Annotated in this window: 12 protein-coding genes and 3 pseudogenes; 7 read left to right on the top strand and 8 right to left on the bottom strand. The window is 67.6% G+C overall.

What is annotated here, in order from left to right; translation table 11 throughout:
* Positions 1-73: 73 nt before the first annotated feature.
* Genes AB0L71_RS18810 through AB0L71_RS18820 form a run of 3 tightly spaced genes read left to right on the top strand, consistent with a single transcriptional unit; the run spans position 74 to position 3551 of the window.
* The gene (locus AB0L71_RS18810) at positions 74-1015 is read left to right on the top strand and encodes a polyphosphate polymerase domain-containing protein (protein WP_365243907.1); all 942 of its coding nucleotides are present in this window, start codon (positions 74-76) and stop codon (positions 1013-1015) included.
* Positions 1012-1689 (top strand): DUF4956 domain-containing protein, encoded by a 678-nt coding sequence (locus tag AB0L71_RS18815; RefSeq protein WP_365243909.1) that lies wholly within the window; start codon positions 1012-1014, stop codon positions 1687-1689. Before AB0L71_RS18810 ends, AB0L71_RS18815 begins: the two co-directional genes overlap by 4 nt.
* Positions 1689-3551 carry a CotH kinase family protein gene (locus AB0L71_RS18820; RefSeq protein WP_365243911.1) on the top strand — a complete coding sequence of 621 codons (1863 nt, stop codon included), beginning with the start codon at positions 1689-1691 and terminating at the stop codon, positions 3549-3551. The genes AB0L71_RS18815 and AB0L71_RS18820 overlap by 1 nt, the downstream gene beginning before the upstream one ends.
* A gap of 292 nt (positions 3552-3843) precedes the next feature.
* On the opposite strand, the gene AB0L71_RS18825 is transcribed toward AB0L71_RS18820, so the two are convergent.
* From AB0L71_RS18825 to AB0L71_RS18835, 3 genes and pseudogenes are all read right to left on the bottom strand, one after another.
* Complete coding sequence (locus AB0L71_RS18825; RefSeq protein WP_365243912.1) at positions 3844-4602, bottom strand: tetratricopeptide repeat protein; 759 nt, start codon at positions 4600-4602, stop codon at positions 3844-3846.
* A 267-nt stretch (positions 4603-4869) separates the two neighbouring features.
* A pseudogene (locus AB0L71_RS18830) lies at positions 4870-5211 on the bottom strand (glycosyltransferase); the annotation flags it as partial.
* Between the two features lie 170 nt (positions 5212-5381).
* Positions 5382-5846: a MarR family transcriptional regulator gene (locus AB0L71_RS18835; protein WP_365243914.1), complete on the bottom strand. Its 465-nt coding sequence runs from the start codon at positions 5844-5846 to the stop codon at positions 5382-5384.
* Between the two features lie 552 nt (positions 5847-6398).
* Here AB0L71_RS18835 and AB0L71_RS18840 point away from each other — a divergent pair.
* Positions 6399-7058: a nitroreductase family protein gene (locus AB0L71_RS18840; protein ID WP_365244009.1), complete on the top strand. Its 660-nt coding sequence runs from the start codon at positions 6399-6401 to the stop codon at positions 7056-7058.
* Between the two features lie 90 nt (positions 7059-7148).
* Positions 7149-7313, top strand: a pseudogene (locus AB0L71_RS18845) (VapC toxin family PIN domain ribonuclease); the annotation flags it as partial.
* A 323-nt stretch (positions 7314-7636) separates the two neighbouring features.
* On the opposite strand, the gene AB0L71_RS18850 reads toward AB0L71_RS18845, so the two are convergent.
* On the bottom strand, positions 7637-7876 hold the full coding sequence (locus AB0L71_RS18850) for a hypothetical protein (RefSeq protein WP_365243916.1): 240 nt from the start codon (positions 7874-7876) through the stop codon (positions 7637-7639).
* Between the two features lie 176 nt (positions 7877-8052).
* On the opposite strand from AB0L71_RS18850, the pseudogene AB0L71_RS18855 reads away from it, so the two are divergent.
* Positions 8053-8427 (top strand): annotated as a pseudogene (locus AB0L71_RS18855) (transposase); the annotation flags it as partial.
* Between the two features lie 41 nt (positions 8428-8468).
* Here the strand turns inward: AB0L71_RS18855 and AB0L71_RS18860 are convergent.
* The 4 genes from AB0L71_RS18860 to AB0L71_RS18875 all read right to left on the bottom strand — a co-directional run bounded on the left by AB0L71_RS18860 (position 8469) and on the right by AB0L71_RS18875 (position 14546).
* Complete coding sequence (locus AB0L71_RS18860; RefSeq protein WP_365243918.1) at positions 8469-8882, bottom strand: DUF6086 family protein; 414 nt, start codon at positions 8880-8882, stop codon at positions 8469-8471.
* A 618-nt stretch (positions 8883-9500) separates the two neighbouring features.
* Positions 9501-10370 (bottom strand): calcium-binding protein, encoded by an 870-nt coding sequence (locus AB0L71_RS18865; RefSeq protein ID WP_365243920.1) that lies wholly within the window; start codon positions 10368-10370, stop codon positions 9501-9503.
* Positions 10371-11026: 656 nt separating this feature from the next.
* Entirely contained in the window at positions 11027-12685 is a 1659-nt protein-coding gene (locus AB0L71_RS18870; RefSeq protein ID WP_365243921.1) for a VCBS repeat-containing protein, read from the bottom strand.
* Positions 12686-12701: 16 nt separating this feature from the next.
* The gene (locus AB0L71_RS18875; protein ID WP_365243923.1) at positions 12702-14546 is read right to left on the bottom strand and encodes an alkaline phosphatase D family protein; all 1845 of its coding nucleotides are present in this window, start codon (positions 14544-14546) and stop codon (positions 12702-12704) included.
* A 133-nt stretch (positions 14547-14679) separates the two neighbouring features.
* On the opposite strand from AB0L71_RS18875, the gene AB0L71_RS18880 reads away from it, so the two are divergent.
* Positions 14680-15300, top strand: coding sequence for a DUF4232 domain-containing protein (locus tag AB0L71_RS18880; RefSeq protein ID WP_365243924.1), 621 nt, complete (start codon positions 14680-14682; stop codon positions 15298-15300).
* Positions 15301-15614: the final 314 nt, after the last annotated feature.

The following is a 15614-nucleotide window of genomic DNA, read 5'->3' on the forward strand; positions in this document are numbered from 1 at the left end:
TCTCAGCTTTCTCTCACGCAGCGTCTGTTCCGTGGTCGTGCGGTCCGTCCGACCGCACGAACGAAGGAGGCGCATGGTGGCACTGCCGGTGACCACGTGGCGGAAGGCGAAGACCCCTGATGCACCCGCGGAACCCGCGACCGGGTCCGGAACGGCGGAGGGCGAATCGCTGCACGTCGCCAGCAGGCTGCACGCCTTCAACCGGTTCGAGCTGAAGTACCTGGTGCCGGTGGAACAGGCCGCCGACATCAGGGACGAGCTCGCCGAACGCATGGACCGCGACCTGAACAGCCCGGTCGGCGGCTACGGCGTGTGGAGCCTGTACTACGACACTCCGCAGCTGCGTTTCTACTGGGAGAAGATCGAGGGCCTGAAGTTCCGGCGCAAGCTGCGCATCCGCCACTACGGCGACCTGGACGGGGTGACTGACGAATCTCCGGTCTGCGTGGAGATCAAGCAGCGGGTGAACCGGGTCACGCAGAAGCGCCGGATCACGCTCCCCTACGGCGTCGCCCAGCAGCTGTGCGACGGCCGGCAGATGATCGAGCACTCGGCCAAGGAGAGCGCCTTCGTCCAGGAGGTCCTGGAACTGGTCATCCGGCTGAACCTCCAGCCCACCGCGATCACCGGCTACCAGCGTGAGGCCCTGGTCGGCCGGGACGCGGACACCGGGCTGCGGGTCACCTTCGACCGGCGCATCCGCGGCCGGGACCGCGACTTCCACTTCGGCACGAACAACCCGGAGAACCGGTTCACCGTCCCGCCGCACATGTCGGTGATGGAGATCAAGGTGAACGAGCGCACGCCGCACTGGATCACGGATCTGGCCGCCCGCCGGAACCTGAACCTCATCCGGGTCTCCAAGTACGTGCAGTCCATCGAGACGTTCGGCCTGGCCCCCCGGTCCGTCTTCCACCTCGGCGAGGCGGACTGTCCGCCGCCCACCCCCACCAACGAGCCGCTGCCCCCGCAGCGGCCGGCGCATGACGCGCCTCGGAAAGCAGGAGCACAGTGAATTTCGATCTTCAGGAACTCAGTGGCACGTTCAGTGTCGCCGATGTCGTCGCGGCCATGGCGCTGTCCTTCGTCCTGAGTACGCTGATCGGCTACGTGTACCGGTACACGCACCGGAACGTCTCCTACAGCCAGTCCTACGTGCAGACCCTCGTCATCGTGGGCATGGTCGTGGCCCTGATCATGCTGGTCGTCGGGTCCAACCTCGCCCGCGCGTTCTCCCTGGTCGGCGCGTTGTCCGTGGTCCGGTTCCGGAACGCGGTCAAGGAGACCCGGGACGTCGGCTTCGTCTTCCTGGTGATGGCCATCGGCATGGCCTGCGGTGCCCGGTTCTACACCCTCGCCGCGGTGGGCGCCGTGGTGATCAGTGCGATCGTCTTCGTGATGTTCAAGTTCGACTGGTTCGCCCTGGACGTGCAGCGCCAGGTCGTCAAGGTCCAGGTCCCGGCCGGTGAGGACTACACCGCCGCCATCCGCGACGTCCTGATCAAGTACACCACCGAGTTCGAACTGGTGAGCACGGAGACGATACGTGGCGGTGCACTGACCGAGGTGTTCTACACGGTGCGTATGAAGAAGGGCACCGAGCCCGGTGACGTGGTGGCCGCGCTCCAGCAGCGGACGTCCGGACAGCGGGTGACGGTCCTGACCGGTTACGACCAGACCGACCTGTGATGCCGGGCGACGGTACGACGGCGTCTCCGCGCCGTCGGCTGAAGGACCGGGTGCCGGTTCGGCTGCGGCACCACTGGAAGCCGGCCGGAGCGTTGTGCGCGGGGCTGGCGGTCATGGTCTACGCCTTCGGTGACGTCCGGATCTCGCCGTACGTCACCTCCGCCTCACGGGTGGAGGCCGACACCATCACCGAGAACGTCAAGGGCACGGTCGGCCTGTACGACTCCTCGGTCGCCCACTCCATCCAACTGGAGTACAACCAGACCGACTTCGACAAGATGATGAAGGAGTTCCGGGAAGACGGCAGCAAGGAGTACATCGAGGCCGACCTCACCATCGACGGCGTCTTCCTGAAGGACGTCGGCATCCGCCTGAAGGGCAACTCCACCCTGATGTCCCTGCGCGGCACCGGCCAGGGCATGCCTGGTGGCGGCCAGGCGCCGCCCGCAGGTGTCGGTGACGGACAGGGCGCCCCGGCCCCGCAGCAGTCGGGGGGGACCGGGGGTCAGGCCAACACCGGTGTCCCTGGCGCCAACGCCCAGTCCGACGCCGGCAGTTCAGGGACCGGCGACAAGGCGGACGGCGGCAGTTCAGGCACCACCGGCCAGGACGGCATGAACCCCGCAGGAGGCGGCGCCGGCGGGATGATGCAGTACGACCTGTCCGAGAAGAAGCCGGAGGAGCTGCCCTGGCTGATCAAGGTCGACGAGTTCATCGAGGGCCGGGCCTACCAGGGCGAGCGCGAGATCTCACTGCGTCCGGGCAGCAACGACCAGGTTCCGGTGAACGAGGCGTTGTCGCTGAACCTGATGGACGAGACCGGTCTGAAGAACGAGCGGTACGCCTTCACCTCCGTGAAGGTCAACCAACGGCCGGTCGCCACCCGGCTGATGGTCGAGAACCCCGACACCGAGTACGCCGAGTCCGTCGGTGACGGGAACGGGGTCCTGTACAAGGCACGGGCCGGTAGTAGCTTCGCGTACCAGGGCGACGACCCGACCGACTACGAGGACTCCTTCAAGCAGCTCAACAAGGTGGGCAGCCAGGACCTGAAACCGGTCATGAAGCTCATCAAGTGGCTCGACCAGGCGTCGGACAAGGAGTTCGCCGAGGAACTCGACCAGTACGTGGACGTCGAGTCCCTGGCCACCTACGTGGCGACGCAGAACCTGCTGATGAACTTCGACGACATGGCCGGACCGGGCAAGAACTACCTGCTCTGGTACGACCTCGACACCAAGAAGTTCACGGTTCTGGGCTGGGACTACAACCTCACGTTCTCCGGTGACGCGACCGCGGGACCGGACGACGACATGAGCATGGGCGGCGGCCCCATGCCGGGCGGCCAGGGCGGAACCACGACCGGCCAGGACGCGCAGCAGGGTCAGAACGATCAGAACGATCAGGACCTGCCTTCCGGGATGCCTACGGGGATGCCGACGGACATGCCGCAGGGGATGCCTACGGGGATGCCGCAGGGGATGCCCACGGACATGCCGCAGGGCATGCCGAGCGGCATGCCGGGTGCGGGCGCAGGTGCGGGCCAGGACTCCCAGGGGCAGCAGGGCGGCGCCCAGGGTCCCGGGGGCGGAGACATGCCGGAAGGCATGGGGATCTCCACAGGTCACCCGCTCAAGGAACGGTTCCAGGACTCGTCCGCCTTCGACAAGATTTACAAGAAGGCGTACAGCGAGCAGTACCAGAAGTTCTACGGATCGGGCACCGCACTGAAGGCACTCGACCGCGTCGCCGACCAGGCGGAGGCGGTCGGCAAGGGCCTGGACACCGTGGTGGAGAACCTGCGCAAGACAGTGAAGGAACGCACCGAGGCACTGGCGAAGAACAAGGAGGTCACCGGCTGATCCCGCACCCGTGCCGGGGCGGCTCCCGAACCAGGGAACCGCCCCGGCACAGGCGCGCCCAGTCCGGCCACGACGGCCGCCTGGAACTCGACACCGGCCCCGGCCTGGGCTGCCTGTTCCGCCTGCTCCTGCCCTACGAGCCCGCCGCCCCGCCGCCCGACCTGCCGCAGGCGCCGGCCGGTCCCGGTGCGCGGTGCTCGGGCCCCTGCGGGCCCCGGTAGGGGGCGGGACGAGGCTCGGCCCGTCTGTCACCGGAGGACCGGAGGACCGGAGGATGGGTGGTGCGTGCTCGTCAGGCGGGCGGACCCTCTGCGGTGATGCGGTGCAGCAGCGTGCGGGCCTCCTCGATCCGGGGATGAGCCGGATGCAGGAACTCCTCGCAGGCGCTCAACGCCCGGCGGGCTGTGGCTTCCGCCTCGCTACGGCGGCCCAGGCCGTGCAGGGCTGTGGCCACGCCGATGTCCAGCGTCCCGCTCTCGGTGCAGTCCCACGTCGGCGTGAGGTGACGGGCCTCGGCCAGAGCCTCCTCGTACCGTCCCTGCCCGTTCAAGCTGCTTACCAGGGAACAGTGCAGGGTGGTGACCAAGCCCGCCTGCGCGCGTGGAAGATTCCCGCGGGCGATGGCCTCCGCCTCTTCGTAACGGCCCTGCCTGTTCAACGCAGTTGCCAGGTTGGCCAAAGCGGACAGCTCGATATCGTGTACCTGGGTGAGATGCGCGATCCGTAGCGCGGCACGCAGTATGCCGTCTGCTTCGGCCTCTGCCTCCGTATACCGCCCCTGGTCGAGGAGGGCTGCCACGCGGTTCACCCGAACCTCCAGCAGCAATGCCCGCCCGGCGCCGGTCGTCCGCTCCAGATCCGCGATCAGGGTATCCAGCTCAGCCTGCACCTCGGCTCCCCGCCCCTGAGCAATGGCCGCCGCCGTGGCCAAACCCCCTGTCAGCCACTCCAGCACCGGGCCCCGGTCCCAGAAGCGCCTGGGCGCGGCCGCGAGGGCTCTCGCCCCGGCCTCTGCCTTCTCGTACTCGCCCCTGTCGAACAGATTGGCCACCCGGTCGTATGCCTTCGCCTGCGAAGGGGTCAGCTGGTCCCTTGCCCACCTGCCCCGCTCTCGGCCCCACACCGTTCGTATGAACTTCACAAGCCGCGAGGCTATGTGAACGTGATGGCTGCGGGGTCAGCTTGACCGTCCCAGCCGTCCCAGCCGTCCCAGCCGTCCCAGCCGTCGGCGTGCGCGCCGGACCCGGGGGCTGGCGGCGACCACGTCGAGGATGCGGCGCCCGGTGCCGGCTTCGTACGCCGGACCCGGGACGGCCCGGTTGCGCGTCGCGTGTTCGTACGGCCGCTCGAGGGCCTTGGACCCGAGTGTGTCGTCATGGTCGACGAACTGCACGTACTCGCCCTTGGCGTACTTCAGGCCGAGGTTGCGCGGCGCGCCCGGCCAGCCGGAGTTGGGCTGGGTATGTACCTGAACGTTCGGATGCCCGGACGCCAGTTTCTCCAGCCGCGTCAGCGTGTCGTCCGTCGACCCGTCGTCGACGTAGATGACCTCGTACTCGTCGGCCGGAAGGCTCTGCCCGAGCAGGGACGGTGCGCACTCATCGATGTGCTTCCCGGTGTTGTGGAGGGGGCCGATCACACTGACCTTGTTCCTCGGCACTCCACGGACCTTACGCGCCGCCGGGGATCCGGGTGGCTTTCGTGCAGGAACGGACGGAGCAAGCCCGAACCTCGAACCCCGAACCTCGAACTCCGAACACGTCGTGAACGGCACACATGCTGGAAGACACGGACGGACGTTGGCCGTTGGCCGTGATGGAGGAAACCGAGTCAGGAGTGAAGCTGCAGCAGTTTGCCGAGAAGAGCGGAGAGCTGTTCGCGCTCGGCAGGAGTGAGGGGCTGGAACGTGGCATCGAGGAATTCGGGGATGACGCCTTCAGCGTGGGCGAGTAGCTGTCGGCCCGAGTCGGTGAGAGTGACGGCGTAGGCGCGTCGGTCACCGGTGTCCCGCTCGCGGCGCACGTGGCCCGCCTGCTCCAGGCTGTCGCAGATGCCGACCATGACGCTGCGGTCGATGCGCAGTTCGTCGCTCAGGACACGCTGTGAGCAGGGGCCGACCGATGCCAGCATTTTCAGCACCAGATGCTGCCCGACCCCGAGCCCGGACTCGCTCGCGTGGGCGTCCGCGGCTCGCGCGACCGCGGTCGAGGCCCGGCACAGGGCGATGTCCAGACGTTCCGCGGCGAGCTTCGGGAAGTACGCCGCGTGTGTCCGGTCTGCGGTCTTGGGCGGCATAGGGCCCACCTCCTCTGCTCGGTGCTCCTGCGCTCTGCTGCGGTGCGCCTCTCCGGGAAGCCTACCAAGAATCGTCTGCCAACAGATTATTTGCGTGCCAGTCATTGCATTGTATGCTCGCCAACTGTCTGTAGACAGATTATTGGTGCTCAGATGGAGGCTCGGCATGGACAAGGCCCACTGCGGTATGCCGACGTGCTGCTGCTTGCTTCCCTTGCGCACGGCGTGGGCAACGACCTCTCCTTCCCGAGCCTCAACATCGCTGCTTCTGCGCTCTGTCCGGGAGCCAGCAGCACCTGGCCTCCGGGCTGATCACCGAGGCCGTCCAGATCGGCGCCGGAATCGGCGTGGTGGTGCCCGTCTCGATCACGGCGACGGGCGGGCCCGGCATCGACGGTTACCGGCTCGCCTTCCTCGTCGCTGGTGGCTTCTCCGTCCTCGGCGCCGTCCTGGCCACTGCGACCTGCGGAACCGCGCCACAGGCGGCGAGGCCCTGGCCCATGCCTGGCCAACCACTCTCTACACCGTCATCCGATGCCCGAGGAGGCAGTCGTGACGCTCGACCTCACCCCTGATGAGCTGCTGTCGACCACCCGCGCGGTGCGTAAGCGTCTGGACCTGGACCGCCCGGTGCCGCGCTCCTTGATCGAGGAGTGCGTGGATCTGGCTGTGCAGGCTCCGACCGGCCGCAACCGGCAGCGCTGGCACTTCATTGTCGTCACCGACCCCGCCCGGCGGCAGGCCGTGGCCGACATCTTCCTGCGTGCCCTCTCGCTGGCCGACGGGCAGCCCCTGACAGAGCGCGACGTGCGGCGTATGAACCACCACCCCGGCTCCACCGAGCGGGTCTTCGACGGCCTGCGCCACCTGGCCGCGAACATCCACCGGGTGCCGGCGTTCGTCATCCCCGGTGTCGAAGGGCGTACCGACGCCGCGCCGGTCGCCGTGCAGGCGGGGGCCTGGGGATCGATCCTGCCTGCCGTGTGGAGTTTCATGCTGGCGGCTCGGGCCCGGGGCCTGGGCACGGTGTGGACAACAGCGCAGGGACCGCTCGAACGGGAGCTCGCCCAGGTGCTCGACGTGCCGTACGACGACGTCATGCTGGCCGCGTTCATCCCGCTGGCCTTCACTATCGGCACCGACTTCAAGCCGGCCCGGCGGATCCCTCGTGAGCAGGTCCTGCACTGGGACCAGTGGAAGCGGAGCCACTGATCTCTCGCACCGGAGCATCGGTGCGACCGTGGCTTGCGACGGTGACGCGCATGGAGAGCTGCCCGTGACGGCCGGGGTCGGTGGTTTGGCAACGCGGGCCACAAGCCGCGCCGCCGAGCCGACCTGATGATTGCTGCCTTCGCCGTGACTGAGGAACTTCCCCATTTCACCGCCTACTCCGACGACTTCAAAGGACTGGACGACCTCGTCACCGTCGTACTTGTCACCCGTCCTACGGCGCTCCACGTAGGCTGATGCCAGGCGGTCATGCGGGTGGTGGCTCAACGGACTTCGAGGCGCCAACGCGGCGCGCAAGCGATCATGCAAGAGGGCCGGTTCGGAGGATCAAGTCCCTCGAACCGGCCCTTTGTGCTGTGCCCCCGGCAGGATTCGAGCCTGCGACACCCGCTCGAGGAGCGAGGTTGGGCCGCATCGTGGTTGACCTGGATAACGTCGACCAATCGCCCGGAATCCTCAGACGGCCACCTGTTGTCATCCGGCATCGGTCGCCGCTGTTCGCATCTGTTGGTGTCAGCCGCTGATGTCAACTGATCGACGGCGCCGAGACAGGTTTGCTCCTACCTCGCACAGGTGAAGATCACCGCGACCGTAGCTCCCACAGTGAAAATGGCTCCCATCCACGCCGCCGTCAGCCCTACGTACCGGAAGGTTGCGTAGGTCTTGAAATAACCAATGTTCCAGACGCCACCGTGCGCCTTGGCCGCGGCATCACGCCACCCCCGGTAGTCGGTAGCCAGGACGATGCCCGCGAGCGACATCATCAGGGGACCCAAGATGACCATCACGGCTGCTGTCACCTGCCCCTTGTGCGGCGAACGAGGCCCGGGAGGAAGCAAGCCGACTCCTGCTCGACCGGCCACTCACCCCAGCTCCCATCCCGCCCGCCTTCGACCCACACACCGTGGAGCGGGCGTGGTTCAGGGCGTCGAGGTGGAGCGCGTCGCTTGTACAGCGCCCCTGACGCCCTGGGCCGGCACGATGGATTCTCGGCTGTTCGGAGACCCTCACAGAGCTCGAAAAGCTGCGGCTCAAGACCGTATTGGCCGAGTGTCCCGAGCTCGAAGCACTCGCCGGTCACGTGTGGTCCTTCGCCCGGATGCTCACCGAGTGCCAGGGCGAGCGGCTCTCGCAGTGGCTCGACGCCGTCCGCCAGGACGACCTGCCCAGTCTCCACAGCCTCGCCACAGGCATCGACCGAGACCGCAACCCCGTCATCGCCGGCTGCATTCGGCCTTGGAGTTCTGGCGTTGTTGGAGGACACGTCAACCGAATCAAGACGCTCAAGCGCCAGATGTTCGGACACGCCGGCTTCGATCTCCTCCGCAAGCGTGTCCTGCTCTACACGTAGGGCCACGTTCCCGAGCCGCCAGAGGTGCTGGCAGATGAGACTCAGGGCGCCACGTGTCGAACGAGCTCCAGTGACTTCTGCTGCAGTGCGGCTGTCCACTCCTTTGCACGGGGATCCGAAGCCGTCTTGAGATAGTGGTTCTCGGCGCGCTTTGCCGCCTGCCAGCTCACCTCGATGTTCGCTCCTTCAGCCAAGGCCAGCACCGTGGCAACGAACCCTTCGGACAGGGTGGCCATGACGGCGTGCCTGGTTTTGCTATGCCAGGCGAGCAGGGCGTCGACGAACGCTGCGAATGCGATGGGGTCGATCTGACACTCATCGGCTTCCATGCAGCCGATGCCGGATGGCAGCCCCACCTCAACTTGATAGAGGGTGACATGGCTCATGAACAGCCGCGACGCCCCGTTGGACGGATTCCACAGGGTTCGGTCGCCCAACTTGTAATACTGGCTCACATCAGCCTCTCACCGCTGGTCATAGGAGGTCGACATTATGGCCAGTCAGCCCCTCACGGAATGTGCGCCAGAACGTGAACAATGCCAGAGGCTGCTGCAGGGTGCTGTTCGGCCTGATCAGGCCTACGGCCTCGCACCCCGTCTCGCTCATGACACCTGCCGCACCGTCCGCGTACGCATCGCGCGCGCACGGAACCCGCGGACTGGAACAACGGCGCGGCTGGCAGCCAGTCATCCCGCACAGGAGGCAATGGCGCGGACACCTCGACACCAAACCCCCCAAGACGCGCTCCACATGTCCGTATGGGGGTCCGGCGCGGACCGTACCCGTCCTGACCTGCGGCCCTGTCTCGGCCGTCGCCGCTGTGAGGCATTCCCAGTCCCCCGTCTTCTTGGTCGAGGGTGGCTGTTGGCCGACGGACTTCGAGCGCCGATGCGCCAGCATCGGACGTCTTTTCCTGACCAAGGAACGATCAAGATGAGACTCCTTCAAAGAGAGGGGACCCGCCGTAGGCGGGGCCCCTCTGTGGCTGGACTGGGGAGTCCAAGTGGTGTCAGGACGACCCGAATCCCTCCAAGGCCGGGCCACATCGGCCGCTCATGGTGGTGCCTGCCGGATCAGGGACGCACATCGACGTAGTCGCCGGTGGCCTTGGCCGGGCCGGTGGTTTTGGTGCCGGTGAAGTTCCACCGCCAGTAGCCGTCCTTGACTGCCTTGACCGTGGTGCGAAGGTTGCCGGTGCCGCTGGTCTTCACCGTGGCCACCGTGGTGTAGGTGCTGCTGTTCTTCGGGCGGAACTGCAGTTTCACGGCTTGGCCCGCGTATCCCGCATACCGGTAGGTGTCCCAGTTGGCCCGCACGAGCTTGCCGGTGACGGTGATACGAGCGCCTTTGGTCACCGGTTCCGGTGAGGCGTTGACCGTGAGCCGCGCGGCACGTTTGAGGCCGAAAGACCCCACGCCGGGGGCAAATACGGAATCGCCGTCGTTGGCGTCGACCAAGGCGTCGACCGACCATGTTCCCGCGTTGGTGTTGGCCAGGTCCACTGGGTCGTCGCTGCCCGGAGCCGGGTGAGCATTGACGGTGAACACCGTCGTGCATGCCGTCGCGGTCTTGCAGTACGCATCGGTGGTGTAGAAACCGCCGTGCGGCCCCTTCAGATCCACATCGGCGAAGGACAGACCGGAGTCATCCGATCCGGTGACTGTGACCGAGAACCGCACGTTGTGCGTGATACCCACGATGACGTCATGTCCGGAGTTGATGGTGGCACCGCTGACCACCGGTTCGCTGGGCGCGGTAACGGACGCGGCCTCGACCGAGGTGCCGACCCCCGCCAGCAAAACGGCGACGGCCCCCACCACGACCCCGCGGCTTGTGGCGCGACCGACGGGCTTGCGCCGTATGGCGCGTGCGGCGGCGATGGGCGGGGCGATGTCGCGCCCGCCTCTTTGTCTGTTGCCAGGTGGTGCGGCGAAGCGGCTCATAAATCCTCCCAGGGATGTCAGTCCCACCAACCACACCGCGCGCACGAGCAGTTGGTGGCGAGCGCAGGAGACCGACCTGTGTCACTCCCTACGACTGCTGAACCGGCCCGATCGTTGCCCCGTCCGGCCAACACCTCCATGTCGCCCAGCTGCCCACCTGTAGTGATGCGGCCGGGACGGGCAGGAAGCGGCGTGCCCGGCCGCGTCACCGGCGCTGTCGCCAGTGAACGAGCCGTACCCATAGAGATGGGCACGCGACGCGCTGCTTGTCAGACATTGGCTGATCGGCGCCCTTACGGTTCGAAGCGGCCTTCTTGATCCTGCTGTGCTGGCCCAAAGGGAGGGCCATGGCGGTGGCACGGAAGCGGCGGGTTCGGCTGCGCGTAAGCGCCGCCAGCGGCGGCTCAAGACTGGCGCTGTCACCGGGGGCGTGAGCGCCGTCCTCCTGGTGGCCTTCTGGAGCGTGATCTGGCCCTGTCTCGTCGGTGTGTTCGTTCTCGGTGCGGTCTCCGCCGGTGGGTAGTGGCTGTGGCGCACCGACCGATTCATCTCTCCGCGGTCGGCGCGGTCACGGAGGGGCGGGCCGACGGGTTGGGCACAGTGGTTGCGCACACGGCCTGAGGCCCGTCTCACAAGGCCCGTCGTTCACACCAGCGTCACAGCAGGTCCGACCAACTGCTCCACCCGCTCGTCGCCTTCGACACCCGTGACTTGAAGGTGCCGGTGCCGGTGCCGGCGTAGAAGTACAGAGCGCCGGAGGAGTTGGTGGCCATGAGGTCAGCCTTGCCATCGCCGTTGGCGTCGCCCGGGGAGAAGAGTTTCTTGTACTGCTGCCAGCCGGTGCCGATCTTGACCCGGGCCGAGAAGGGGGCTGAGGCGTTGCCCGTGCCCGCGTAGCGCCACAGGGCGCCCGAGGCGTCGCGGGCCAGGAGGTCGGGGCGGCCGTCGCCGGTGAAGTCGCCGCCGCCGATCAGGGTGTTGTACTTCTGCCAGCCGGTGCCGATCTTCACCCGGCCGGCGACGTTCGTGCCAGTGCCGTCGCCCGCGTAGAGGTAGAGCGTTCCGCCGCTCGTCACGGCCAGGATGTCGCCCTTGCCGTTACCGGTCAGGTCGCCGGGACCGACGATCCGGCTGTAGGAGGTGGAACCCGTGGCGAGTTTGGGGTCGGAGAGGGCGTAGAAGGCCGGGTTGCTGAGCCGGCCGCTGGAGACGGACTGGACGACCAGGTCGGCCAGGCCGTTGTCCCGGAGGGAGGAGGCGTAGGCGAGACGAGTGGCGGACGTCGGCCAGGACGACGAACCGACCAGGAGCTTGTTGGTCAGCGCACCGGTGCCGGTGACCTCGTAGCTGTAGACGGACCCCGCCGACGTACGGGCCATGATCCCGTACTTGCCGAAGTGCGGGTTGTTGCCCGCGCCTGCGAACTGGGTGGCCTTGCCCCAGCCCTTGCTGCGGGCGGCTCGGGCGGCGAAGGTGCCCTTGCCGTTGCCGGCGTAGAACCACAGGTTGCCGGAGAAGTCCCGGGCCAGCAGGTCGGTCTTGCCGTTGCCGTCCCAGTCGCCGCCGCCGATGATCTGGTTGTACGACGCCCACTCCGTCCTGGAGTCCTTGACCTTGGCGTTGAAGGTGCCGCCCTTCTTGCCCAGGTAGCGGTAGAGGACGCCGGCCGGGGTGCGGGCCAACAGGTCGCCGATGCCGTCGCCGTTCAGATCGCCGGCACCGATCAGCTCGTCGTACTGCTGCCAGCCGGTGCCGATCTTCACGCGACTGCCGAAGGCGCCGGTGCCCCGGCCCGGGTAGTAGTAGAGCGTTCCGGAGGGCGTGCGGGCGAGCAGGTCGGCCTTGCCGTCGCCGTTCATGTCCCCCGGCGCGGCAACCTTGTTGTAGATCTGCCAGCCGGTCGCAACCGTGCGGCGTGAGCCCAGGCCGCCGGGGACGCGGGCGTAGATGCCGGGGTGGAAGGACAGGACGCCGCTGGAGCTGAGGGTCAGGACGTCCTGGACGCCGTCCGAGTCGAGGTCGCCGGGGGTCAGGACGTCCTTCACCTTGGACACGTCCGCGGCGAGCGCCATGGTCTCGGCCGAGCCTGTGTTGACGTACAACTGGCCCGCCACGTTGCGGTAGACCAGGTCGGACGTGCCGTCCCCGTCGAAGTCGCCGCGCGCCGGGGTTGTCGCGTCCGCGTCGCCGGGCAGCACGGTGAGGACGCCTGCCACGAGCGCCGCCGCCATGCCCGCCAGCACGGACGCTTTCATGGCGAGGGGGCGCCGGTGTCTGTGGTTCCCGTCGATACGCCGGGATCGGGTGGTGAACACGTTCTCTCCCGGAAGGTCAGGGGGTGGTGGTCACGTCGGCGGTGGAAGCGGTGGACGACACGTCCGTCGCGGCGTCGCTCGCCGACTCGGTGGCGGAGGGCGAGGCCGACTCGCTCGGCGTGGGCGACTCCGTCTCCGTCGGCGTGGGCGACTCCGTCTCCGTCGGCGTGGGCGAGTCCGTCTCTGTCGGTGTGGGCGAGTCCGTCGAGCTCGCCGACTCGTCCGGGCTCGCACTCTGCGAGGAACCCGTCTGTGCACCGACCATGTACACACCCGGCACCCCGTCCTCCACCCGGAAGGTCGCCGCGGTGCTGGTCGTGCCGTCCCTGGTAACGACCGTCGAGATGGCCCGCAGTTGGACCTCGATACCGTCCGCCGAGATGTCGAGGAGCAGATAGCCGCGCCGGGCGTCGATCATCTTCCAGTGCGGGTTGTCCGCCAGCTTGGGTGCCCATTCGGCGGCAAAGGCTTCCAGATCCTCGTCGCCGTTGCTGGAGATGGAGGTCCCGACGAACTCCGCGCCGACAACGGTCGAGTTCGGGTCGGAGTAGTCCAGCTTGAGGTCGCTGACGATGGTGCGGTGCCGGTCGCCGGAGAGCACCACGGGGTTGCGGATGTCTTGGAAGTCGCCGAGCAGGGCGTTGCGTTCGACCTGGTAACCGTCCCAGGCGTCGTAAAACCACTCCTTGCCCACACCGGCCAGGTAGTCGGTCTCGGCCATCATCACCTGGGAGGCGACCAGGTTCCATTGCCTGCCCGAGTTGCGCATGCTGCCGACCAGCCAGTCGCGCTGGGCGTCGCCCATGATGACCCGGCCGGCCGCCATAGCACCCTCCTGCGTGGTCGCCTGGTCGTCGCGGTACTGCCGGGTGTCCAGGACGTGCAGCCGGGCCAGGGTGCCGAAGTCGAGCTTGCGGTACAGCTGGACGTCCGGGCCGCTGGGCTTCTGTGCGACACGGATCGGCATGTGCTCGTAGTACGCCTGGAAGGCGGCCGCCCGGCGAGCCAAGAACGTGGCGGTGGGCCAGGCCACCGGGTCGTTGGCAATGTCGCCGGCCCAGTCCTGCTCCACTTCGTGGTCGTCGAACACGACCACGAAGGGGGCGGAGGCGCGCATCGCCTGCAGGTCCGGGTCGGTGTTGTACTGCTCATGGCGGGCCCGGTACTGGGCGAGCGTCACGGGCGCGCTCGAGCCCTCGTGGCGGCGTACGCGATACGAGTACGCGGAACTCTCGTAGATGTAGTCGCCGACGAACAGCACGAGGTCCGGCTTCTGCGCGCGCATGTCCTGATAGACGGTGAAGTAGCCGTGCGCCCAGTTCTGGCAGGAGGCCAGCGCGATGCGCAGGTTCTCGGGACTGCTGCCGGCGGCGGGCGCGGTACGGGTCCGGCCGGTGCGGGAGGTGCGGCCCAGCGCCTTGAACCGGTACCAGTAGTCGGTGGCCGGGGACAGGCCCGTGACATCGACGTGGACGCTGTAGCCGAGGCTGCTGGTCGCGTTCACCGTCCCGCTCTTGAGGATCTTGGTGAAGGCGCTGTCCGAGGCGAGTTCCCAGCTCACCGCGACGGTCGGGGGGAGAATGCCGGAGCTGCCCGGATTCGCGGGCACCACACGGGTCCACAGTACGATCGCGCCCGGCAGCGGGTCGCCGGAGGCGACGCCCAGCTTGAAGACCGAGCCGCTCACCGACGTACCGGCACCGGCCGTGGCGGTCGACCCGCCGACGGAGGCCGAGGCGTTCCCGGTCAGCAGCTGACCGGTGGTCACCGCGCCGGCGGCGCCCAGCGTGACGGCTCCCACGCCGAGAAAGCGCCTTCTGCGTATCACGTTGGTGCCCGTGTCGTCGCTGCTCTGCCGCACACGCGTGCCTTTCCCCCAAAGGTGGCGCGCGCTCCGCAGCGCCAGTGAACGCGATCGGCGAGGATTCTATGCAATACGCTCACGTGTGCGACATAGAAGTACGGTCGATCCGTTCGAAGAGCAGGCAGGAGTCATGCGCCGACCACCGATCGCAGTCATGGTCCTGCTCCTCGTCGGCGCGACCGGGTGCTCGTCGTCCGCGTCCTCCTCGTCGTCCGACGCCGGAACCCGCCCCGAAATCGGTTCCGCTTCCAGCTCGTCGAGTACTGGGTCCAAGGGCCAGTCGCAGAACGGTGGTTCCTCGCCCCCGTCGGCCGGGGTGCTCTACGGGGCGGACTCCCTGCCGAGCCCCGCCGCCGATCACTGCCGTACAAAGGATCTGAAAGCCACGGCCGTCAGCACAGGTCGAGGCCAGTCCTCGGTGGTGATCACCAACAAGGGGGGCGACTCCTGCACGGTGCGCGGCTTCCCGTCCCTCATGTTCGTCGGTACGGCCGGCCGGATGGAACTTCCGGTCGACTGGGCCGGGTCGACCGCCGACGCCGCGAAGGTCAAGCTCGCTCCGGGGGATTCCGCTTCCGCCGCGCTCACCTTCACGACCCTGGACGAGTGCGACGTCGTCACCGGCGTCGATGTCGTCCCGCCAGGTGAGTCCCGGCCGCTGAGCCCCGCGTTCACGACGAGCGGCGGCGAGAAGGCGACGGTGCGTATCTGTGACACCGGTGTGCAAGTGAAGGCGTTCTCGGAGTCGTGACCCAGGGTTAACGGTGAAGGCTTCTCGCCGGTGCGCTTCCCATGGAGGATGCGTTCCTCTGTCCACACGGCACCGCGCCCAGCAGGACAAGGACCGCGAGGAGTGGGGGAGCGGCGGACGAGGAGTCCGAGGCCGAATAAGACGCCTTCCTGGGGGAAAAATCCCAGGTCAGCGGCTTGACGCTGTGTGCCCACGGCAGGATTCGAACCTGCGACACCCGCTTTAGGAGTTCGATCACTGCGTGGTGCAGGGTGCTGAAACGGCCTTGAACGGCTCGTCGTTGGTCCGGCTGTGGCTGCTTCGGTATGGCGGCG

The sequence above is a fragment of the Streptomyces sp. NPDC052052 genome, from assembly GCF_040680455.1.
In the GTDB taxonomy this organism is placed as follows: Bacteria; Actinomycetota; Actinomycetes; order Streptomycetales; family Streptomycetaceae; genus Streptomyces.